This is a genomic window from Bradyrhizobium sp. CCGB20 (genome assembly GCF_024199855.1).
In the GTDB taxonomy this organism is placed as follows: domain Bacteria; phylum Pseudomonadota; class Alphaproteobacteria; order Rhizobiales; family Xanthobacteraceae; genus Bradyrhizobium.
This window is the reverse complement of the sequence record NZ_JANADN010000001.1, coordinates 1,510,266-1,533,534: the sequence shown is the minus strand read 5'-3', so window position 1 is coordinate 1,533,534 and position 23,269 is coordinate 1,510,266. Positions and strand designations below refer to the sequence as shown.

Sequence of the window (23,269 nt, the reverse complement as noted above, 5' to 3'; positions counted from 1 at the left end):
AATGCACGTCCACGAACTGCAATGGATTGCCCCTGTCACGGCAATGCAGCGTCTCGCCCACCGCTCCCATCTTACATTTCTTGATAGCGCAGCAAGCGGCGAGCCACTTGGGCGCTACTCATATCTGACCTGCGACCCGTTCGGTACCTATATGGTCGCGGACCGACGGGCGAGTTGGAACGGACAGGGTCTTGACGGCGATCCATGGGACGTCCTTCGCAGCCTGCTCGCCAACTATCCGCAACAGCATCGCACCGACCTCCCGCCATTCCAGGGAGGAGCTGCCGGATTCTTTGGTTACGATCTAAACAGGACAATAGAGCAATTGTCAGTTCCGGCAACCTCTGGACGCCGCTTGCCTCAATCCGTCCTGTCCTTCTGTGACGTCGTCGTCAGCTTCGATCACCACAACGGCAGATGCTGGATCGTCTCCACAGGCTGGCCGGAACAGGATCCCGCGTGCCGACCCGCGCGTGCACGCCATCGAGCCGATGAGTTAACAGCACTTCTTGCCAATTCAGAATCGCCGCGGAATGGCGCCTGCGGCGCAATCGGACCATGGCATTCGAACTTCAGCCGCGCGGGCTACATTGCGGCGGTACAGCGCGTCATCGACCTGATTCTGGCTGGAGACGTCTTTCAAGCCAACATTGCGCAGCGTTTTAGCGCCCGGCTACCAGCCTCATTCGATTCAGTTGCCTTCTACTGCCGACTGCGGTCAAAGAACCCCGCGCCATTCGCAGCACTCCTTCGTTACGGCAATGTCACGATCGCATCAAGCTCGCCGGAGCGTTTCCTGAAGCTAGACGGACGACAGGTCGAACGCGCCCGATCAAAAGGCACGATCGCGCGCTCCGCTGATTCCAGGGAAGATCAGCATCGCGCTCAACTCCTCGTCACATCCGACAAAGATCGTGCCGAGAACATCATGTTCGTCGACCTGCTGCGGAGTGACCTGTCATGCGTTTGCACTCCCATTCAGTCGATATTCAAGCGCTGTGCAAGCTGGAGTCGTACGCCTCGGTGCACCACCTCGTGTCGGTCGTTACGGGGTGAACTTGAAGGGGGCCAAGACGCCGTCACTCTTCTTCGCGCCTGCTTTCCAGGTGGCTCTATCACCGGGGCGCCAAAGCTGAGGTCAATGGAAATCATTACGGAAATCGAGCAACTAGCATGAGAGGTCTATTGCGGGGCGATCGGCTTCATCGGCTTCAACGGGCACATGGATACCAATATTGCGATTCGCACTGTCGCGATCGACAACGACTTGGCTGTGTTTCACGCAGGCGGCGGGATAACGGCCTTGTCGGATCCAGCGGCCGAATACGAGGAGACTCTGGCTAAAGTCCAGCGAATGTTTGCCGCATTCCGCGCCCGTTCTTACGGTGATTCTTGATTGTTATCATCGACAATTATGACTCCTTCGTCTTCAACATTGCCCGCTATTTCCGCCGGCTCGGTGAAGTCACGGAGATTGTCCGGAATGATGCGATCAGCGTCAGTGATATTGCCCGCCTCAAGCCGCGCGCCGTGGTCATCTCCCCCGGTCCCTGCTCCCCAATAGAAGCCGGAATATCGAACTCGATCGTTCGCGAACTTTCAGGCCGTCTCCCGATCTTAGGCATCTGCCTTGGGCATCAGTGCATCGGGAGTGTTTTCGGCGGACGCGTGGCACGTGCGCGTCGCCCCATGCACGGTCGGTCATCATACATTACGCATGATGGGGCGACGCTATTCGAAGGACTTCCTTCTGCTCTTCGCGTGGGGCGCTATCATTCCCTTATTGTTGAGATCGATCAGTCGTACACCCCGCATCTTAACGTAACGGCGCATTCAGACGAGAGTGAGATCATGGCCCTTGCGCCTCGCGATCAGCGCACGTTTGGCGTGCAGTTCCACCCTGAATCGATACTGACCCAAGAGGGAGACGTTCTGCTCGCAAATTTTTTGCGGCTCGCAGAGAGCTATCGATTGTGAGGTTAGGCTTTCAGACCGAACGCCTCCGCTGCAATCAGGCGGCGGCATCTCGAACACTTCAATACGCATTATCGGCTATCTATTTCCGCCAGCAGCATAGAGCGCGCTTTCAACAAACGAGACGGCGCTTAGCTCGCTAAAGGACAAAGCAGGTCACCACGACAACCCATGTCACGGCAGAGCTTTACGCGGTCCCGATCTGTTCGCTGTCCATGAGACTGCTCCGCAGGACGCGTTATCCAGGTGGCGAGGAGACCCACCCTGGTCAAACCATCCGGTTCAATGAGCGATAAAACATCTTGTATCTCACGTGGCGTCAGATTGTAAGCTTTCACACGCATCAACTGACGCCTTCCTCAAGCGGGACGGCCTTACACAAGCCTGAAAGAGAGCTTCGTGGATACGCTGGATGTCATTAGCGTCGGGATTCGATTCAAGCTCATTCTCTGGAACTTAATGTCGCGCCGCAGTTCTCCGCGGCCAGGGCTTTGCACCACATAAGCAGCTGTACCATCTGCGCATTGAGGGCGGGATGCAATCAATCGCGCGTCTGGCTGCTTCGTGTGAAGGCTCGCCTGCAGCCATGCTTCCGATGCTGCCGGGCCTCCACTTGATTCGATGTTGATGCAGGCAAGCTTTGCACCTCTCAAACTCAAACGAGACGGTCGACCGATCGTCGACAGGGCCAAGCAAAGTGGTGTTGCCGCAGCCGGAGCGACCATGACTCGATCGCCGCTCGATGACACGAGGTTTCCAGGTCATGTAGCGGATGCAATGGACCGCGCAGTCCTCGTTCTGCTCGAGCAAGATCGCGCGGCCGAGGCAAACGATGGCGCGCCTCACTTGAGGACGATGCCGAGATAACGCCGCGCACTTGCTCGCGTTATGGGCACTCGATCTGGACTGGTGGGTTGATCGCAGCTGCGGGATAAACCTCATGCAGACCAGTACTTCGGGCTCGGTCTCATCCACGCGGATTGCAAATTTGGGCAGCTTGGGGCGACACCGGCCCGCAATGAGACGTCGCTGCAGCTTTTGCATTGTGTTGCGCAAGATTGCCTCGAAAATGACGGACACAACGCGCCACTCGCTCCTTTCCGGCACGGGACACTTCGTCACAATGAAAGACAAACAACTCAATCTGCTTATTGCAGCTTCGGTGTCCTCATCGCCTGAGAAGCGACACTTCGAGCACTCCGCGGCCGGAGAGCCCCCCGGAGTGGACGTCATCCACCGCTTCTCGGCTTGCGACAACATTTTGGCGAAGGCCGCCGCTGTTGGCGCCGGTTGCAATGCTGATCGCGACCTGCTTCGGCAGCTCGATGTTTATCTGCGTCGCGAGAACGGCTTGCGAATCATTGTCGAGAGCAACCAGGCGTCCCGCGCAGTCTCCGAGCGCAGCAAGCCCTAGCAAACCTGATCCGCATCCGAGATCCAGTATTGTCGCGCCGCGTTTGATGTGCCACTCGACATCAAGGCGCCTGGACCGTGACTTGAGCGTGGTAAAAAAACTGGGCAGGATACGTAAAGGCATGCCGCGCATGCTCAACATCGTGCGGGAGTTCGCATAGTCGCAGCACGGCTATTTTTGCGTCTACGTCCCTCATTTGGCATCGTGGCGATGCGCTTGCCGACGCGATCATCTGGTACTTCCATCTTTGAGCACCAACACCGCAGACCATCGGAACCGCTCGCGTAGCAGACCAAGGCGTTGCGAATTGCTTCAGCGCACCGGCAGTTTTGGTGCGCGCTAGAAACCCGAGAGATGCGGCGTCTTTCTCTCCCGCGGACCAATTGCAATCGATAGTGCAGCTATCGCCGCTCATACGCAGCGCTCAAGCCGGGCGGCCTGCTCTGCGCCATCGGCTTCTCTGCGAGCGTGCGGGCACAGCGTCGCATGTTCCACGTCCTGATGGAGATCGCGCGCCTGTACCTGTGGAGACTGTTGCCCAGCGGCAAGCGCGCTTGCTTTTACTCGGTCAATGCGATGCGAGCGCGACACCCTACCTGGTTCAACGATGACCTGGAACGGTTGTTCAGGCTCTTGGCGACTGGCGCCATCCGGCCGCGCGTCGCCGAGCAGTCGTCTTCGACGAGGTCGCCGAAGCTCACCGCCGGCTCGAGGCGAGCAGTCTCGAGCGAAAGCTCGTGCTGTGCCCGGATCTTTCACGCGACACGATCGGCGCGCCGCCAGACATGGCGCGCGGCTAGGAGGACCAATCTGAACAAAGTGGCTCGTCAACTAAACGAACGACCACGTGAGACCTTGAAACCCCAGCAGAGAGATTTAACGCCTGTGTTGCGTCGACCGGTTGAGCGGGCCGCATCAAATAGGGCGCAACAAGCGCACACTCGTTACCGGAAACGTCAGAAGAATAAGGCTCGCGGGGGAATCGACATCCCGCAAACCTCAACGTCTATGGTTAATCAGTCCTAATAGCCCCTAGATCTGGGTGCTTAGCAGGGTGATCCGAGTGGCAGAAGCCACGATACCGTCGAGCGATCTCACGCCGCTTGCGAGAACGCCAGCTACGCACGGCGTAGCCTGCTCCAAAGCCAGCCAGAACGTTCACAACAACAACAACATAAAAAATAACAACATACATGTCCATCGAGATATCTTCGCCTACGGTGCATATGCGGGATTGCAAACGCTTCAGACGCTTGCTTGTACAATCTGACATCGCGTACGATTCAAGCCTCTTCGATCCAATTTTGACGAATTTGTTCGACGCCGAGTCTCGTCCGCGAGCCTTATCCTTCTGACGTTTCCGATGACGAGTGGCAAAGCGCGTGCGTCCGCTGCGAGGCGTCCTCGGGCAAAAGTGTCAGATAGGGGGCAGCAAGCGCCACAGGTGTTCAACGGCCTGCGCTATATCGTGAAGACCGGCGCGCGCTGGCGCTGGATGCCGAAAGACTTGCCGCCGTGGGAGATCGTTTATCAACAGGCGCAGCGGTGGTTGCGCGCGGGTTGCTTTGAAGCCCTGGCCGAGGATCGCGCGTTATCCTGCGCCTTGCGGCTGGAACGACCCGCGCGGCCGACCGCCGCCATCATCGACAGTCGAACTCTGCGCTCGACGCCCGAGAGTGGCGCCCGCGGCGCCTACGACGGAGCCAAGTGCAAGAAAGGTTCGAAGCTTCTCGCGCTGCATGTCACGCCCGCCAACACCGACGATCGCGCCGAGATTGGCCGGATCGCCAAGACGCTTCAGGCAGAGACTGGTCAGAGCGTCGAAGTCGCCTTCGTTGACCGGGGCTACATAGGCGACAAGCCTGCAACGGCGGCTGCTGAACACGGCATTGCCCTCGAGGTCACGAAGCTGTCGGAGGCCAAACGAGGCTTCGTGCTGCTCCCAAGGCGGTGGGTCGTCGAACGCTCCTTCACGTGGGCCACACGCTTCCGAAGACTTGTCAAAGACTACGAGCGATGCGCTCAGACTGAAGATGATCGTCGTACGCGCTGTGTAGCACCAAGTGGCACGTATCAATAATGGCGACTTGGATACCAACCTCCGGGCCGCTGAGGGGCATTCGAACTCTATGCTCGCGAGCCATCTTCTTTTCAACGCAGCGGACGCCACGGGAGCTCCTGCAGGGCACGGCGGAACACAAGCTTATTCTCGTCAACAAGGGTATCGACCAGGATGGCGCTGACCTCGCGACGTCGGCAGCCTGCGCGCCGACAGGCCGGAAGGTCTCTTCGCGGGCGCTCCTATGAGGTCAGGATTACCGTCACCGAGCGCTGGACTGACGTATCCGTCCGGGGAAGGCCACACCCTGCCGGTGAGGCGTGGACTATGCGATGCTGCCGTGTAGTGGATTGCCACAAGTAGGGTTTGGATGTCCCGATTACATTGGATCGAGATTCAAGCGGTTGGACGGATAGCAATTATGGCGCGTCCTCGCGCTGACGAGTGGTTGGAGACGGAGGTGAACGAGTGGAAGAACTCCGGCGTCGATGTGGTGGTGAGCCTTCTGGAGCACGAGGAGGTTTCGGAGCTTGGATTGCAGCGTGATGCCGAGCTTTGCCGTTCTAATGGGATCGACTTCATTTCTTTCCCGATTCCAGATCGTGGACTACCAGAATCCCGGCGTGAGGCTTCGCAGATCGCTCACTTGTTGGCCACCGGCTTGCGAGACGGTCGTTCCATCGCGATCCATTGCCGGGCGGGGATTGGCCGGTCTTTGGTATTGCAGCTTGCGCGCTGATCTGTTGCGGAATCGAGGCGGAGGAAGCGCTTGCGCTGATTAGAGCTTCGCGAGGCCTGATCGTGCCGGATACCGACGAGCAGCGCGATCGGGTGGTGGCCTTCGGCAATGCGCAGCGCGGCGAGGTGCCGCCTGGCTGACTGCGTTCACGCCGCGTGAGCGACGTTCTGAGGGCGCCAATTCCAAGGTAGGAGTTCGCGAATGCGCTTTGCGGGGTGGTCCGGCAGGCGGGCGAGCACGTCGGCGAGCCAGGCCTATGGATCGATGCCGTTGAGTTTGGCGGTGGCGATGAGGGTGCAGTCCATCGTGCCAAAGGATCTTGATCAGCTTGCCCGCTTTTGCCACGGAACACGTAGAGATCACCGCCGTGCGGGTCTCGCTTGAAGGCTTCCTGCACCAGCAAGCCCAGCGAGTTCATGCCGCGACGCATATCGGTGTGGCCGGTCGCAATCCACACCCGCACGCCCGACGCAACGGGAATCACCGCAGGCGTCCATCTGCCAGCGCCGCCACGGCGGCCTTCAGCGTCGCCGCGTCGACCGCGCCCGTGATCCGCATCCGAGCCCCGGCAGCAAACTCGATCTCGATCGACCCGCCGCTGCTGGCCGGCGTGGCTGGACAAGGCGTCGGCCCTGATTCCGCGACCACCATCGCCGGTACGAAGCTCGGTTGATCGGCGGCATCCTTCGGCTCCGGCCGAAACGACCGTCGCCACGTAGCAGCAATGAACGCGACACGCCATACCGCCGCGCTGTTGCCGCGACTTGGCCCGGCGTGCCCCACAGCAACACTGAGCCAATTGCAAGAGCAACTGGCTCTTGCTGGCCGGTTGGTGGAAGGAGATGAGGGGACCGCCAAGTGCTTGCAAGCTCTCTCCGCAGCGATCCGTTCCCAAGAAGCGCTCGAGCAACTCCCTTGTCTTCAGGGCGTACACGCCGGGCGAAGAGTTTGAACAGCGTCAAACGGAAGGCGCGCTACTCGAACGGTTTTCGAAATGACCGGCCCCGAAAGCAGGACCGGCGAGCCCGGGTTAGCGACGGCGGCCCGCTAGGGCAAAGAAATGCCCCGCAAATCGCGGGGTAACAAGGAAGCATCCTATTACTCAATATTCTTGAGCAAGCATGAGGGTTAGGACCCGCATGGTCTTTTTCAGCGTCTGCAGGGTCGTCAAGCCGAACTCGCACCGCTTGTCGTAATAGTCTATCTTCCAAAAGAACCTCCGACCGACCAGAACGAAGCTGCCGAAGTCGTGCTCGTCATACGGATCGTTGTTCTCGCTGAATTCAGCGAAGTTCGTCACTTGAATGAGCGCTTCAGCCTTCACGCAGTTCGGCAGTTCATTGACGCCTGATGTGATCATTACCTTGCCGCCGCTAAACGTGCGGCGGAAGGCATCGTTGAGAAGAGCAATCCTATTCGTCATCGCTCTCCTCCGCGTCTTCGCTTTTGTAGGGCGAGATATGACATGCGCCGCAGTGCGGGCATTCATTGTCGCACTGTGCGGACCACATGTCCGTCCACTCGCGACCGCACTCTGGGCAGTGATAGACGTTTCGGACCTGCATGGCTGATCTCTTAGATGAGACCGGCGAGCACAAGTACCGATACGACGGTGTTGCCACCGCAGGCCTCGCAGAACCCCCGGTCCAGGTCCGGCTCCATGTTTGCCGTGTGATCACCTCCCGTTATACAGAAGGCTGGACATGCCGAGTCCTTAAGGGCGACCACCAACAGATGATCGTCGAGGCTTTGGAAGCTTCGAGATCGCAGAGCTTCATTAGCTTCACGGCCTTGTACCAAAGGGCAATCGTGGACATGTTCTTCTCCTCACTACCGTCAGCCCGAACCATTCGAGTGCCGGATAGCGAGGCGGAGCTGCGCCGTCCTCAAAACAGCAACAGACCGATCCTCCGTCTCGCTACCGACATCCGAATTGGCGCCGGAAAGAACAATGTCCGAGCGCGATCGTACTTCAGGAGAAAAGCGAGGGTAGACACGGGATTATGCCAGTTTGGCAAATGTCCCTATATCGGCTCAAGCGTCGCGGCGCTGAAAGGTATTGATGGCGTTCCATCGATCATAAGCTTGAGATAGATGCGGTAGTTCGGCAGCCTCAAGAGGTCGATTTCCGAAAACCGGCTCTGGAATTCTCGAACGAGATATGGAGCATCTCCACGCCGACGCGAAATGAGATGATAGAGCCGACGTTGCCGAGAATTGCATGGCGCACCTCAGGGGTAAGCTGGTTTAGATACTGATACGCCACTGTGAAGCCGACACGGTACTTGCGAAGCTCGAAAAACATGTTCGCCAGCGCGACCGTGGTAAACCTCTGAAACTCGTCGACGTAGACGAAGAAGTCCCGACGTTTGTCTTGTGGAGTGTCGGCCCGGCTAAAGGCGGCCAGGCCAATCGTTGTGACGACCAACCCGCCAAGGAGCGACGAGCTATCTTCCCCAACGTGTCCTTTCGCCAGATTGACCAAGAGAATCTTGCCTTCGTCCATGATCTGGCGGAGATGCAAATCTTCTTCGGGTGCCGTTAATATTTCGATTGAGCAGCGGATCAGCCAGAAACGCTTCGACCTTGTTCTGGATCGGCGCGGTGCCGTCAGCGCGATAGCCAAATGAGAATCGCTCAAACTCATTGAGCATAAACGTCCGCACGGTCTCATTCCGGAGGGATTTGGCCGTTCTTTTACGAAACTCGTTGTCAGGGAATAACCCATCCCTCAAGCGCGTTGCAAAGTATCGGTCGTCAGGCAGTGAAAGCCGAAGGCAATCCCGCGCGCTTCGTCAGAGCAGATGTGCGGCCACATCAATCGAACTAAAAAACACACTCTCACGAACAGGACGGGCTAAAGCAGTTGACGGTGCTCAGAGCCTGACTCAAAATTGCATTGCTGTTTTTGATGCGCCTTGTCATGAGTTGGACAGAGGCGAGGAAGAGCCAGGCAGTTGCGCTTTAGATGGTTCGCTCGAAGTCCTTGGCCAATCTGCGGTTGCGGCCGAGCCAGGCGAAGGTTCGTTCGACCGCCCAGCGGCGCGGAAGCACCTCGAAGCCCTGTGCGGCATCGGAGCGCTTGATGATCTGGACAGTCCACCGGCCGATCTTTTCCAGCACCGCCTTGAGCTTTTCGCCGGCATAGCCGCCATCGGCGAAGATATGGCGCAGCCAGGGGAAGCGGTAGCGAATGCTGCACAGGACATCTGGCGCGCCGTCGCGATCCTGGACGTCGGCAGCGTGAACGATCGCTCCGACCAGGAGCCCTTGGGTGTCAGTGACGATGTGGCGCTTTCGACCCTTGATCTTCTTTCCCGCGTCGTAGCCGCGAGGGCCGCCACTTTCCGTGGTCTTGACCGATTGGCTGTCGATCACGCCGGCCGTCGGGGAGGCCTCCCGCCGATCGCCTCGCGCGCCAGCATCAGGAGTGCGTGGTTGATCGATTGCCACAATCCGTTGTCGCGACACGGGTAGAAAGAGTACTGCACCGTGGTCATTGGTGGAAACAGAGTGGGCGGCAGCATGCGCCACGGCAATCCGCCGCGCAGCAGATAGAACACTGCCTCGACGATGTCGCGATAGCTCCATTTCGGGCGCCGCCCGCGTGGCCCGCACGGGAAGCAACCTCTCCAGCACGCCCTATTCCGCATCCGTCAAGTCGCTTGGCAAACGCAGCTCCTCTCGGCAGACTGTGCCCGGGTGATTTCAGTCCACATTCTCGATCCCTTTGATGCTTCGCAACACCGATGGAATCAGAACTCGCTGATATCACTCAACTTATTTTTCGGTCGGACACTCACAGGTCAAGTGTACAACTTTACGCGGCGTCAGATTCAAGCCGATTCTTTCAAAGTAAATGTTGCGCAGCAGTTACAGCAATTTGCGTTGTCGCTGCTATGACGCGCGCGGCCGGGGGCCACTCAAGGAAATGAAGTTCTAAATGAAACACTTGTTGCTTATGACTACGAGCATCGTAGCACTCACCGCTGCGGCGCCTGCATTCGCCGCGGATCTCGCTGCACAGCCGGTCTACATCAAGGCACCTCCTCACCCGGTTGCCGTCGTGCTCTACGACTGGAGCGGCTTCTATGCTGGCGTCAATGGAGGCTGGGGTTCGAGCCATAACTCCTGGGATTTCGCAGGCACGACTCCTGAGGGCTCTCACGACGCAAGCGGCAGCACGGTAGGCGGGCAGATCGGTTATCGTTGGCAGATCGGCCAGACAGTGCTTGGCATCGAAGGCCAGGGCAACTGGGCCGATTTCAACAACTCCAATGTCAGCAGTGCTTTTCCAGCCAACAGGAACCAAACAAAGATCGACGCGCTCGGTCTAATCACTGGGCAGATCGGGTATGCGATCAACAACGTGCTACTCTACGCCAAAGGCGGCACCGCTATCGTTAGCAGCAGCTATCAGGTCAGCTCCGTTTCCCCAGGCACGCAGCTTGGGAGCGCGGACACGACGCGTTGGGGCGGTGTCGTTGGTGCCGGATTCGAGGTCAGCCTGACGCCGAACTGGTCAGCTGGGCTCGAGTACGACCATGTGTTTATGCCGGCTAGCGACGTGAACTTCACAGCCGCAGGTGGTGGCACGTTTGGCAACGAACGCATCCGCCAGGATTTCGATCTCGTCACCGCGCGAGTCAATTACAAGTTTGGCTGGCCCGTAGTTCTCAAATAGCGATCTCCTCACCTTGGGACGGCGATCGAGAGCCTCGGCGCTTTAGCCGGGGCTCTTTTGACCTAAGTCAAGACGCAAGGTCCTCTTAGCGCTGGCATTAGGTTGGAAGCCCGAATTTTCGAGGCAGTTCACGCATTCCTCTGGGCTGAAAGCTGTCAGGACTTCACCGTTTGCGACGCAGATTCATAGACGGTTCGTGCGGCAGCTTTGCGGAGCAGGTGCTTGAGCTTGGTGGAACCTGTTCGATCGGGTTCCGGTCGGGCGAACATTTTGCAAGAAGAGGAGTGGGCACCGATTGAACGGATGAGCTGGCGACCCGCTTTGCTCGTGTGGCTGCCGAGGTTAGCCGAACGCTGACCTCAAACGCGACCGTAAGCTTCTACCCGATGAGAACAATACCGGCGCCGCGGCGCTTCACGAAAGATCTGCTTCGCCGCCAAAGCCGCCTTCCCATTTTGGGACTATGACCGAGCGCGACGGCAATACCGTGACGGGCAAACGCAGCTGCAATTTTGTTCGGCGATGGTTGCCGCATTTTTTGGATGCTTCAGGACCGTTTCACAGTTGATCCGGATTGGTGGCGGCCGAACCTCCGGCGGCCTTCCTGCTTAGCGCAAAGTTTCCTGGTTGTCGCATAGTCTGAGCGATTGGCCCGAGATGGTCCTGCCTGCATTAGAGACTAAGAATTGGATCATCTCGGCAATTTCCTGGGGCGGAATCATCCGCCGCAAAGAGACCAGCCTGTGCCATTGCCGCTCCATCTCGTCATACGGCAAGTTCTCCGCTTCTGCCTTCGCTGCAATGACGCGCCTTACTCGCTCGCCGTCGACGACCCGGGCATGATGGCATTGACGAGCCCGCCACCCGGACTGGCCTCAATCGCCAACGATTTCATCGGTCCGACCAATGCCCACTTCGATGCGGAATAAGGAGTGCGAAGCCGAGTTTGACGAGATAAAGATCACGGATCCGGCACGCTGCTTCCGTATGTAGGGAACAACGACCTTGCAGCCGACGAAATAACACTCAACGGTCGCACGAAAGACATTGCCCCACTCGGAAACAGCCACGTCGTCGATATGCGCTGTTGGGCCTGAAATACCGGCATTATTCACAAGCACGCGAAACGCTCAGTCGCACTTTTGGAAAGTGCGTTTTCATAGTTGCGTTGCCTACATCGACCACCTCACTGTGGATTCCGGGTAACTCCCTGCCGGGGCGCTCGATACCTTCCTCGGAAATATCACAGGTCGCGACTTCGGCCCCAGCAGCAACCAATTGCTGATCACGGCTTGTCCAATACCACTCACTCCTGCCGTAATGATGACGCGCTTCCCTTTAACCGCAGTACGCATGTTTCAGGCCTCTTCGCGAGCCGCCCACTCTTCCACTACGTTGGGCGAATTGTTTAAGAGCGAGCGCCTCCATCTTCAAGTTGCCGAGTTCAAGCCGCCCCGTCACTCTTGACGCGAATCTTGACGCTGCAGTCGACGACTCGCTTGTCGACGCCAGAACCTTCATCGATACTCCTTCGTTGAACTCGCAGGTGGGGGGCGTCCCATGGCAGCGCCGACGCTTCACTGTTGTCTCGACACTTCAGCGGCGCACGTTTGCCTTGAACCGCACATCGCCCATGATGACACCATGCATTGCGCATGGTCTCGCCGCGAAGTCCTGCAGCACGATGAGAATGAAACCGGGAACCTTTTGTTACGCCTTAAGGTTCCACAACATCTTACGGGATTATCTGCGCTAGCATGGAAAGGTACGATCACCGCTCTATCTGGGCTCGGCGATGATTTTGTTGGCTGGTAAAGATACGAGCAGTGGTGATGCCATAGTTTTCGATATCGCTGTCCATCACGCAGACACTCATCATACATCCTAACCAATTCCGTCGAATATCCTCGCGAGCGCGGAATTCTTGCAGGCGTGCCTTCGCAGCTTCTGTTCGACGAGAACGACACGGATATCGCGCCGGCGGTCTGACCTTTGAGCCGGAATCTCGCGCGCAACAAACCGAAGGAGTGAAGCCTCTGCAGCCACTGCGCGTCACTGACATCGATCTCGCGTCCGGTGCTTGCATCGCGGCCACGATTAGGTGCCAATCGCGACCCAAGCTGCTCGGCTGGCTGGTTGGGGGACTCCTCCCCCGCAAATCCAGAGCATATGCACATCCATGCTCGCCTCGCCCAGCCAGCATGGTGAATCGGAAACAGCCTGATTCGGAACTCCCAAATTCATTCAACCTAATCCCGCTTTAGATGCTTTTATTTTCTTGAAAAGTGCTGGCCCTGCACGGGGCTCGCTCTTTCACTCTTTACGGCGTCCTGCAGTGGACGCGACACCAGTTAGGCCACCATCGACGTTGCCGACGCATGCTCCGAAAACTCAATAAGGCCGAGACGAATCGCCTTTACAAGACCCTGAGTCCGGTTCGCCGTGCCAAGCTTTCGGATTGCGTTCTTGACATGGAAATTAACCGTATTCTCGCTCACGCTCAGTATCTTCCCAATTTCCCAGGATGATTTGCCCTCCGCCACCCATCGCAAACAATCCTTTTCGCGCTTGGATAGGTCCACTTTTCTCTCGGAGGGACAGTCCGAGGGCTTTGCGATCTCCGCAAATGCAATATGAAAGTGCCAAGCCAGCGTATTGAGACGCCTCACATTCCTTTGAAGATCGGCATCATCAAAAAGGGAGGCGAATGACATCACAGATATTCGCCCTGATGGCCCAAATAGCGGCACGCTGACGCCATTCTTCAGGCCCGCCTCTCGGGCCTCCTGTAGTACACGTCGTTCACATGTCTGCAGCTGGTATACTCTCGCGAGCTCATCCCAGAGGAACGGCGCCGCAAACATCGGCGTCCGCCGGACCACCGGATCGATGGTGTAGTACTTGCGCTCCAAATAGCGCTGGCACCAGTCAGGCGGAGCCTTCATAGCCACTAGAGGCGGCGGGCACCCCGCTAGACGAAGGGGCTCGGCGAAGGTGAGTGCTCCGTAAGCAACCTCAGTGAACCCCTCTTGGCTTGCGCAGCTCACAAGCAGATCAAACAGCGCTTTGAGAGATTGCGTTTGGTTTGCGCACTCGACGAAACTGAAGAGGTTCATATGGCGCCTCACGCGATCGAGCCGGAAAGCTGTTCTGCGCCGTTCGATCGAGCTTGCTTCAGGTTCGCTGCATTCTTGACATGCTCCAGACCACGACGCAGTCGCGTGAATGGGGCGGGAGCTCCGGACCGAAAGGCGCCATTGGTGCAGGTACGACATGCACATAATAGCGATCTGGGTAAAGTCGGAACGCCGGCGGCTATATGGCGGTGTCCATATGGCTTCCGCAGGCGCGCAAATGATGGTGGATCGCGCGAAAAACGACTGCGCCGATATTTCGTGCGAGACTGAGTGCCCCTGTCGGTCTTTCCTCTACGCCATGTAAGCGTCAGCCAGTTGCTTTTCGATCGGGCCAGGGATGGTACCGAGAGCTTCGGATTTGGGCAGGCACCTGAGCCGCAGTACACAGATCGGCTTGACGGCGTCCACACTCGATCGACCGTTAACTCGTGCGTATCATCGCCGGCAGCCCCTGGCTGTTCGGCGGTGAGCCGGCGTCGACGCAGACGCAATCTTTGAAATGCATGGCGGTCGCGGATCCAAGAGACCCGACTTTGTGAAAAGAATCCGGCCCATTTGCTGAGCTTGTTGTGAGAACGCCGATGCTGCCGTCGAATTGGTCGCGCAGGGCCCCCACTCCCATCAGCAGGAGCCGATCGAGCTGGATGATACTGGTCACCAGCCCGGCGCTTGCCGACATCGGCGAGAAGTTGCATGGAGGTTTGGGCAAACTCCGGGCCCGGATTCATGTAGCTGACACTGAGCATCCGCTTCTCCAAGAACTTTGTAAGCAGGGACTTTGCGAGCACCGAAATAGACGCAGCAAGTGTCATACCAACCGCGGCCATCGGGAACTCGGTCGTCAAGACAAGCACGTGAAGAGATTGACGGGTCTCAACCGAACTGACGCACTGCGACATACGTCGGATTTACGACAGCGCTGTTTGCACCAGCCACTACATCGCTCAATGTAGATCAACAAATCTCCTGAGCTTGGGTAGCATACGACCTTCTGCTCGCACAGAACGTTGAACGCGCCGAGCTAGCGGCTGCACGCTCCGCAAGCGACCAAAGCTTTCTACCCATTCGTGCAGGACTACGCATTCAACTCACACCCAGTTCAGGTGTCGCAGCAAAACTGCCCCCGACGAGGACGAGGCCCGAATTCTTTGCCCTGCTATTGTCGAGGTTAACTTCTTTGCCCTCCGATCAACTACCAACGTTAGTAATTGAACGTGATGACGGAGTCGTGCGAGTCATTGCTTAATCAGGTCGCGCCTTAGGTCACTCAGCATGTAACATAGATCTGTTCGCGAAAACGGGTCCGATCGATGCGTGAAATCACTGCCTGCCGATTATAATTCGACCTTGGGTTTGCCCCAACAACGACCTCTCTTTGCTCATGGAAATCCATGATGGGCTTTCGAGAGCAATCGCTCGCGCCCCGTCGTCGCCATACTGGAAACTGACATCGTCAAACACGATCTCTAGGTTGTTGATGTATATGCCGACCTCCCGCAGATACGCGTGGATAACGTAGTAGCTGGTCAGCACGTAGGTGACATCGCCGGGCAAGGGGCGCCTCGCCATCCACAGCCATACCGCGCCGCCGATCACCGATACCGGAAGGCACAACTGAGCGAGAGCTGACATATGGCCGCGCAGTTGTAGCGCAGCCCAGTTCGCCGCAGCCGCATGCGCCAGCGGTCGATGGTGTGGGCGAGTCGAGCATCCTCACGCGCTTCAGCGCCCGAAAGATTTTACCACCGCATTGCAAGTCAGCGCATCGGCCAGCGTGCCGGCGATCTTCGTGTCCCACGCGTTGGAGACGCGTGCGGCAGGCGCGATATAGTGGATCGAAAATGTGATCGTAAGCGCGACATAGATTGACGCACCTCGCGATCACTCCACCTGGCGCAGACCAATGCAGCCCGAGCAGACTCTTGGAACCGACCAGTACCGTCCGCTACGGCAACAGGAACATCAGGATGGTGGCGTTGAGCAAGTCGAGGACCCACATGCCGCGCGTCATCTTCAGCACGTTCGAAACGGCATAAGAGTTGGCGTGCCAGTCGGTTGAGAACCGCTGATGCGCATGCGTGACACATCCGACATAGTCTTGAGCGTAAACGGAACGAATGCCTGCAGACCTGTGAGGCGCAGGATCATGGAAACGAGCCCGAGCGCGACAATGCCGCCGAAGGCAGCCAGCGCCGCATGTCGCGCCGCCTCATTGTAAGGGCTGACGTCAATGCGTTCACAAGATGACCGGAGTAGATCGACATGAACAGGTCGGCCGCCGTTGCGCCGAGGAAGCCCGCCAGCACAAGGGCGGCACGGTAGGGCTGGAGCAGCCAGTGGCGAAAAACGAACGGGAGCACCGCGCGGATTGCGATAGGACGTTTGTCAGGTAGGTCGGTCATACCTCTACCTGGCTACGCTCAGGATGCAAATCGGCTCCATCTGAATTGGACCCCGCATCACAAAGGCGCGATCGAGCACCGCCGTTCGGTCGGCATTCCCTCTTCAAGCGAAGCACTCGACGCGAACAGTCTAAGCCGCTCGGACCTAGCTCTACAGCCTTGCGCCGAAGCCCGGCGATCTCATGCAAGCGGAAACGCCTCACCTTACCTACCATTAGAAGCCTTTCAGAATTCGCTCATTACAGCGTCCTGCTCGAGGACGTCGTCTCCTTCAAAAGATCACAGTCGCGCAAAGCAGGCCTCGACAAGGCATCTGTCCAGTTTGCTTCATGAGATTTCCGCCCGTTGAGCGATCGGCGAGCACAAAGATGGTCGATCATGATGTTCCGGCAAAAGATAATGATCGCAGTTCATGGCTACACGTCGGTAAGACACGTGCCCATCAGCCGCAGCGTGGACGCTCATGCAATGCCAGTGTCAGTCATCCCAATCAATTGCCAAGGCTAGTAGTTGACACCGGCGCAAAGCATAGCCGGAGGCCGCCGCTGGATAGCCGGTTTCAGCAAAAGGCCGGGGCGATTGGCATAAAAATTGAGCCTCTGATTGGGTTTTGTCGCGGGACAGACATCGGACTCCAGCGGGATAGAGATCGAGCAACTTAGCGACTGCAGGACTAAGAACGGTTCGCTCACACGCAGCGCCAACTGCTCCCGGTGACGGGACGAGTGTGTTTGCTGGTCCGGCACCAGACGTCTGCCGCCCAGGTGAGCTCGGTAGTAAGAACGGCGCTGTGCGAATCACCTAAAAACCATCGCTTGCCGCCACAAAGCTGCCGCCCTGAAACTGCGTTCGATCATCAGAGCATCAACTGCGACCAGGGGATAGAGGCCCAAACCTAGGAGCTATCGCTATCCGCGATATGAATGCATTCCATCCAAACAATCGATTTCACCAATTCACGTATTGCGGGTAGAAAGAACGCTGGCCAATGAGCAACCTGGTAGGTTTCCCATCGGCAAAGCTACGTCATCATGAACGCCGCGATCCGGTTGTAGGCACGGTTTTTGCCGACACTGCACCAGCTCTATATTGGCGGCAAGCACGCGCGCAAGCTTGAACGGCGCGAGGATAAGCCTTGCCTTCAAGCAAGACGGACCGATTGCGTTGAGACGTCTCCCGCTTACAACGACCTGCGCCACGGTGAGGTAGCTTGATGTTGGCGCAACCAACGTATGTATTGACCGTCTGTCGACTTACGACCTACAGGCATTGGGCTCGTCCCGAGCATTCTGTGTCCTTGGCGCAGGTGAAGCCGACGTCGATTCAGCTTGAGACGCTCCATGGATTAGATAGGGCGGCGGGCGACGCTATCCTTCTCACACCAGGCTCCTCCATGCTGAGGTACGCGATACCGCAGCGGCAGCCTCGTCGCGGGGGCATTTTTCGAGGATGTTCAAGATGAACATGCAGGACATGACCGCACTCAAAACGGACACGCTGCCTCGACATTTGCGCCGGCTCGAGGCCGAGTCCATCGAAATCATGCGCGAAGTTGTAGCCGAGTTCAAAGCGCCGGTGATGCTCTATTCAATCGGCAAGGATTCCACTGTCATGCTGCACCTTGCGGCGAAGGCATTTTATCCGGCGAAGCTGCCTTTCCCGCTGATGCACATCGACACGACCTGGAAGTTCCGCGAGATGATCACCTTTCGCGACGAGACGGCCAAGCGCATGGGAGCGGATCTGATCGTCCACGTTAACAAAGAAGGTATCGCCCGCGGCATTAATCCCATCGACTCCGGCTCGGCGCTGCACACGCAGGTCATGAAAAGCGACGCTCTCAAGCAGGCGCTCGATCTGTACGGATTTAATGCGGCATTCGGCGGCGCGCGTCGGGACGAAGAGAAAAGCCGCGCCAAGGAGCGCATTTTTTCGTTCCGCTCGGCAGGACATGTCTGGGATCCGCGCAACCAACGGCCCGAATTCTGGAACCTGTTCAACACCCGCATCCGGCAAGGCGAGACCATGAGGGTGTTCGCAATGTCGAATTGGACGGAGTTCGACATCTGGGAATACATCATGTTTGAAAACATCTCCCTTGTTCCTCTCTACTTTGCGAAACGGCGACCTGTGGTGCATCGGAACGGCGCCCTGATCATGATGGACGACGACCGGCTCCCGCTCCGGCCGAACGAGACCCCCGAAATGCGTACGATCCGCTTCCGCACCCTCGGATGCTACCCCCTGAGCGGCGCCATTGAGTCGGAGGCCACCACCATCGAGGACATCGTCGCCGAAATGCGGGTTGCGAGGTTCTCAGAACGCCAAGGGCGTCTAATCGACACCGATGATGCAGCTTCGATGGAGAAAAAGAAGCGGGAAGGATACTTTTGATGGGTATGGAACCCGCGCGATGCCTTGACGATATCGTCAGCAAGGATCAACTGCGATTCATCACCTGTGGCTCGGTCGACGATGGCAAATCGACGCTGATCGGGCGACTCCTGCACGACAGCAAGATGATCTATGAGGATCAGCTGCTGGCGCTCGCGCGCGACAGCGCCAAGCACGGCACGACTGGCGAGGACATCGATTTTGCTTTATTGGTCGATGGTCTTGAGGCGGAACGCGAACAAGGCATTACAATCGACGTCGCCTATCGGTTCTTCACCACGCCGCGTCGATCGTTCATGGTCGCCGACACGCCAGGGCATGAACAGTATACTCGCAATATGGCGACCGGAGCCTCCAACGCCCAGCTCGCCATCATCCTGATCGATGCACGCAAAGGAGTTCTGGAGCAAACCAAGCGCCACTCGTTCATCTGCTCGCTATTGGGGATCGGGCACGTCGTCGTGGCCGTTAACAAAATCGACCTCGTCGACTACCGTAAGGATGTCTTCGACGGCATCGTGCGCGATTATGTCGCCTTCGCTGCGGCGCTCGGCTTCAAGTCAATCGTCCCGTTCCCAATCTCCGCCAGGTACGGCGACAACATCATCTACCTATCCGGCAAGACTGATTGGTACCAAGGCCAATCCCTGCTGGATTACCTCGAGACGATCGACATACAATCCGAGACGACCGACCTACCCTTCCGCTTTCCGGTGCAGTGGGTGAACCGGCCCAATCTGGATTTCCGAGGGTATGCCGGCACGGTTGCCTCAGGAAGCACCGCGGTAGGTGATGAAATCATCGTGGCAACTTCGGGGCGCAGTTCACGCGTGACGCGGATTGTGACTCACGATGGTGATCTTGCGGTTGCCGAAGCGGGCGACGCGGTGACGCTTACGCTCGAAGATGAGATCGATGTTAGCCGCGGCGACGTCTTTGCGAGCCCCACGCAGCGCCCTGAGGTCGCCGACCAGTTTGCCGCTCATCTGATCTGGATGGACGAAGAGCCGATGGTGCCGGGCCGCTCTTATGCGTTTCGGATTGGTACGCAAACGATTGCATCCGGCAGAGTCATCTCCATCAAGTACAAGATTGACGTCAATAAGCATGAGCGTCTCACGGCGACCACATTGGGTCTCAACGAGATCGGCCGCTGTAACGTTGCGACCGTCGTGCCTGCGAGCTTCGATCCCTACCACGTTAACAGGCGCACCGGATCTTTCATTGTGATCGACCGCTATACCAACCGCACCGTTGGCGCGGGAATGATCGATTTTCCGCTCCGGCGCGCAAGCAATACCGTCTGGCAGACACTGTGGATTGGGAAGCAGGAGCGTTCCGCGCTCAAGCAACAGAGGCCGTGCATCATCTGGTTCACTGGGCTTTCCGGCGCCGGCAAGTCTACGATTGCGAATATCGTCGATCGAAAGCTGTACGCGATGTCGCATCACACGACGCTGCTGGACGGCGACAACCTCCGCCACGGCCTCAATTGCGATCTCGGGTTTACTGATGCAGATCGCGTCGAGAACATCCGACGTGCTGGTGAAGTGGCCAAATTGATGCTGGAAAGCGGCCTGATCGTCATCTGCTCGTTCATCTCACCCTACAAAGCCGACCGAGACATGGTGCGCAAGCTCGTGGGCGACCGCGAGTTCGTCGAGGTGTTCGTAGATACACCATTAGATGAATGCGTTCGGCGTGATTCAAAGGGCCTCTATGCCAAGGCAAGATCCGGCAAGATCACGAACTTTACTGGCATCGATGCGCCGTATGAAGCGCCACGTGTGCCGGATATCCACTTGAAAACGCTGGGCAAGCAACCAGGGCAGTTGGCTGAGGCGGTGCTAAACTGCCTGGCGGAGCGAGGGATCATCGCTCGGACATAGTGCCACCGAGGGCTCTGCAACGCGCCGGCGCTGAAGTTTCAGAAACTGGCAGCGCTATCCCCTTCGAGAGGCCGAAACAAAAACCTCCTAGACCACGTGGGTCCAAACAAAAGGAATTTTCTCCTCGAGCTTGTCTCGATAAACTACTTCACCTGCAGCCCCCGACGAGCATGACAATTGCAAGACAATTCCGTTTGGCCGCATGGCTTACATCTATCGACCATGCCTGGGCGAATACATGTTTTGAGCAGCGCGCAACGCCTGCGCGCCCTAGCGATGCCACTTATGATGGGACTTCAGAATATAGGCGCCCTGAAACGCACTATGGCGCCGGGTTGTTGACCGGTAAAGTGATAGCATGACAAGTTCAAGCACGCGGCACGTGATCATCATCGGCGGCGGTGCCAGCGGCGTCTTGCTCACCTATCAATTGCTGCACCGGCCGAAGAGCCATTTGCGCGTCACGCTGATTGAGCAGCGTCCCGATATCGGGCGTGGTATCGCGTATCATACAGGTAACCCCGATCATTTGCTCAACGTACGCGCCTCAAATATGAGCGCGCTGCCTGACCAACCAGACCACTTCTGGCGCTGGCTGAGCGCGCGTGACGCAGGCGCGCCGCTGCGTCCCGATCCATACTGTTTCGTGCCACGACGCATCTATGGCGATTACCTCGCGAGTTTGCTCGAGCAGCAGATATCTGACCCGACAGACGCACGGCGTCTGTCGATCCTGCAAGGTACTTGCGTCGATATCAACGAGGGGCCAGCTTGCGTGTCGGTCAAGCTGGATGATGGCAGATCGCTAGTGGCCGATACAGTCGTTCTCGCAACGGGACATGATACGAGAGCTAACCGCCCGGCTCATGCGAATCCTTGGGCTCCACCGTCGGCCGCTCCCATCGCCCCTAATGCAACCGTACTGATCCTGGGCACGGGGCTCACCATGGTCGACTACGTTCTGTCGTTGTTGCGTGACGGCCATCGCGGACCGATCGTTGCTATGTCACGGCGCGGCCTGCTCGCGAAAGCCCACCGCCACATCGATGCTTTGCGAATTGAGGAGAGGGATGTTCCTTTCGGCGCCAGCATCAGCAACCTGCTACGTTGGCTTCGCGACCGTATAGACCGGAATGCGGCCCAAGGTGGCGACTGGCGCAGTGTCATCGATGGCCTTCGACCCTATACACAGCGGCTGTGGCACGAGCTCCCCCGGGCATCGAAACGCCGCTTTCTCGAGCACGCGCGCGCCTGGTGGAACGTGCATCGGCACCGGATGGCGCCGGAGGGCGAAGCACGCATCAGCCAGGCATTTGACAGAGGGCAGCTTACGCTGATGGCTGCAAAGATGATCAACATCGAGCCCGACAACACCGGAGCCAGAGTCACGTACCGCCGGCGGGGCGACGCCAATCCTCTCGACATACAAGTCGGCGCCGTCGTCGATTGCACCGGCATCGTCAAAGATCCGCGCGCTACGCTCAATCCGGCAGCGCGTAGTTTGTTCGACCGTGGTCTAGCCCGCGTAGACCCGCTCTGCATCGGCATTGAGACCGATCGCAATTGTGCGATCATCAGCCGCGACGGCGCGGCTTCGCGCAGCTTGTTCGCGGTGGGTCCGCTCACGCGCGCGGCCTTTTGGGAGATCATTTCGATACCGGATATTCGCCACCAATGTGCAGCACTCGCGGCCCTCCTGGTCGACACTGCGAGCGATCATCAACCCAAACTGGACACCCAAATTGGACCATGAACGGTCTGACTGCTGACGTCCCCGCTAATCAAGGTGCGGAAGCTTGTCTCCATAGTGCAGCTAGTCAAAACTCGTTCTGCTTAGAATGATAGGCCAAATTGCCTTCTGTTCAGGTCCATGGTGCACTATAGAATCGTGGCTTTCGCCGAGAACACAAGACGCTCAGTGCGTTCCGATCGGATCCTCACTATCAGCACTCCCACGAGGAGGCGCTCGGGTGCGCCGAGAACGATGCCCCGATGAGGGACCCCGCCGCGGTTCTGGATTGCTCATAAACCCTTTGGCGTTGGCCGCTGGGGCAAACCTGGAGCGTGTCACCGGCGCGGCAAGTCGCAAGGTGGACAAACTCAACGCGCAACCTGTGTGCATCACCGAGATGCATGTTGAGAACCTTGCGCTGTATGCGAGACGCGCCCGGGAAGGCGCGATCCAGACGGACTGCGCAATCGTGACCGTGTATTGTGTCACCTCCGGCTAGATGGTGCTCAGGAGCATACTGGAGCCCCGCCTGGATCGCTCCCGCCGGAAGATCTTCAAAGTGAGGTGGGCGAGGAGTTCGGTCGCGCTTGCCGCGCTCCTGACGGGCACCAATTTCTGTGTCCCGGACGATTGCCGTGTCAATCCGCACGGGAACGAATCCCTACGGGATCAAAAAAGCTCAATGCTCAAACATGATCTCCCGGCACAAGAAGCGCTCGCAGAGCAGGTCAAGATTGCACTACAGTTCTTGATCGCGGTCTATATCGTTTCGCATCGAGCGCGAAAACCGAACCTGCATACCGAGCCAATGCTCCGATGGATGGGCAAGAAAAAGGCCGCTTGAA

At 58.0% G+C, this 23,269-nt stretch carries 14 protein-coding genes and 5 pseudogenes; 9 read left to right on the top strand and 10 right to left on the bottom strand.

The window, feature by feature from the left end; all coding sequences use genetic code 11:
* Position 1: 1 nt before the first annotated feature.
* Together NLM15_RS07120 and NLM15_RS07115 are read left to right on the top strand one after the other, a co-directional pair.
* A pseudogene (locus NLM15_RS07120) lies at positions 2-1,396 on the top strand (anthranilate synthase component I family protein).
* Positions 1,393-1,977: an aminodeoxychorismate/anthranilate synthase component II gene (locus tag NLM15_RS07115; protein WP_254116303.1), complete on the top strand. Its 585-nt coding sequence runs from the start codon at positions 1,393-1,395 to the stop codon at positions 1,975-1,977. The pseudogene NLM15_RS07120 and the gene NLM15_RS07115 overlap by 4 nt, the downstream one beginning before the upstream one ends.
* A gap of 1,165 nt (positions 1,978-3,142) precedes the next feature.
* Here the strand turns inward: NLM15_RS07115 and NLM15_RS43895 are convergent.
* Positions 3,143-3,511, bottom strand: coding sequence for a 50S ribosomal protein L11 methyltransferase (locus NLM15_RS43895; protein WP_375166931.1), 369 nt, complete (start codon positions 3,509-3,511; stop codon positions 3,143-3,145).
* 1,188 nt (positions 3,512-4,699) lie between these two features.
* Here NLM15_RS43895 and NLM15_RS07105 point away from each other — a divergent pair.
* Both NLM15_RS07105 and NLM15_RS07100 read left to right on the top strand, forming a co-directional pair.
* Positions 4,700-5,417, top strand: a pseudogene (locus NLM15_RS07105) (IS5 family transposase); the annotation flags it as partial.
* Positions 5,418-5,817: 400 nt separating this feature from the next.
* On the top strand, positions 5,818-6,186 hold the full coding sequence (locus NLM15_RS07100; protein WP_375166814.1) for a hypothetical protein: 369 nt from the start codon (positions 5,818-5,820) through the stop codon (positions 6,184-6,186).
* 146 nt (positions 6,187-6,332) lie between these two features.
* Here the strand turns inward: NLM15_RS07100 and NLM15_RS07095 are convergent.
* The 4 genes and pseudogenes from NLM15_RS07095 to NLM15_RS07075 form a co-directional block, all read right to left on the bottom strand.
* Positions 6,333-6,482: pseudogene (locus tag NLM15_RS07095) on the bottom strand (transposase domain-containing protein); the annotation flags it as partial.
* Between the two features lie 806 nt (positions 6,483-7,288).
* On the bottom strand, positions 7,289-7,609 hold the full coding sequence (locus tag NLM15_RS07085; RefSeq protein ID WP_254116299.1) for a DUF3768 domain-containing protein: 321 nt from the start codon (positions 7,607-7,609) through the stop codon (positions 7,289-7,291).
* Positions 7,610-8,299: 690 nt separating this feature from the next.
* A complete protein-coding gene (locus NLM15_RS07080; RefSeq protein WP_254116298.1) occupies positions 8,300-8,833 on the bottom strand; it encodes a type IV secretory system conjugative DNA transfer family protein in 534 nt (177 codons plus the stop codon).
* 320 nt (positions 8,834-9,153) lie between these two features.
* Positions 9,154-9,905: pseudogene (locus NLM15_RS07075) on the bottom strand (IS5 family transposase); the annotation flags it as partial.
* 224 nt (positions 9,906-10,129) lie between these two features.
* Between NLM15_RS07075 and NLM15_RS07070 the strand changes: the two are divergent.
* A complete protein-coding gene (locus tag NLM15_RS07070; RefSeq protein WP_254116297.1) occupies positions 10,130-10,870 on the top strand; it encodes an outer membrane protein in 741 nt (246 codons plus the stop codon).
* A gap of 608 nt (positions 10,871-11,478) precedes the next feature.
* On the opposite strand, the gene NLM15_RS43890 is transcribed toward NLM15_RS07070, so the two are convergent.
* Positions 11,479-11,610, bottom strand: coding sequence for a hypothetical protein (locus NLM15_RS43890; protein ID WP_375166930.1), 132 nt, complete (start codon positions 11,608-11,610; stop codon positions 11,479-11,481).
* On the opposite strand from NLM15_RS43890, the gene NLM15_RS07065 reads away from it, so the two are divergent.
* Positions 11,557-11,799 (top strand): hypothetical protein, encoded by a 243-nt coding sequence (locus NLM15_RS07065; protein ID WP_254116296.1) that lies wholly within the window; start codon positions 11,557-11,559, stop codon positions 11,797-11,799. The genes NLM15_RS43890 and NLM15_RS07065 overlap by 54 nt on opposite strands.
* On the opposite strand, the gene NLM15_RS43885 is transcribed toward NLM15_RS07065, so the two are convergent.
* The 4 genes and pseudogenes from NLM15_RS43885 to NLM15_RS07050 all read right to left on the bottom strand — a co-directional run.
* Positions 11,746-11,985 (bottom strand): SDR family NAD(P)-dependent oxidoreductase, encoded by a 240-nt coding sequence (locus NLM15_RS43885; RefSeq protein WP_375166929.1) that lies wholly within the window; start codon positions 11,983-11,985, stop codon positions 11,746-11,748. The genes NLM15_RS07065 and NLM15_RS43885 overlap by 54 nt on opposite strands.
* 1,236 nt (positions 11,986-13,221) lie before the next feature.
* Positions 13,222-13,986 carry a LuxR family transcriptional regulator gene (locus tag NLM15_RS07060; RefSeq protein ID WP_254116295.1) on the bottom strand — a complete coding sequence of 255 codons (765 nt, stop codon included), beginning with the start codon at positions 13,984-13,986 and terminating at the stop codon, positions 13,222-13,224.
* Positions 13,987-14,428: 442 nt separating this feature from the next.
* Positions 14,429-14,665, bottom strand: a complete 237-nt coding sequence (locus NLM15_RS07055; protein WP_254116294.1) for a hypothetical protein — start codon at positions 14,663-14,665, stop codon at positions 14,429-14,431.
* Between the two features lie 788 nt (positions 14,666-15,453).
* A pseudogene (locus NLM15_RS07050) lies at positions 15,454-16,409 on the bottom strand (ABC transporter ATP-binding protein); the annotation flags it as partial.
* Positions 16,410-17,867: 1,458 nt separating this feature from the next.
* Between NLM15_RS07050 and cysD the strand changes: the two are divergent.
* From cysD to NLM15_RS07035, 3 genes are all read left to right on the top strand, one after another.
* The gene (gene cysD, locus NLM15_RS07045; RefSeq protein WP_254116293.1) at positions 17,868-18,803 is read left to right on the top strand and encodes a sulfate adenylyltransferase subunit CysD; all 936 of its coding nucleotides are present in this window, start codon (positions 17,868-17,870) and stop codon (positions 18,801-18,803) included.
* 5 nt (positions 18,804-18,808) lie between these two features.
* Complete coding sequence (gene cysN, locus NLM15_RS07040; protein WP_375166928.1) at positions 18,809-20,692, top strand: sulfate adenylyltransferase subunit CysN; 1,884 nt, start codon at positions 18,809-18,811, stop codon at positions 20,690-20,692.
* A gap of 358 nt (positions 20,693-21,050) precedes the next feature.
* Entirely contained in the window at positions 21,051-22,445 is a 1,395-nt protein-coding gene (locus tag NLM15_RS07035; protein WP_254116291.1) for an FAD/NAD(P)-binding protein, read from the top strand.
* Positions 22,446-23,269: the final 824 nt, after the last annotated feature.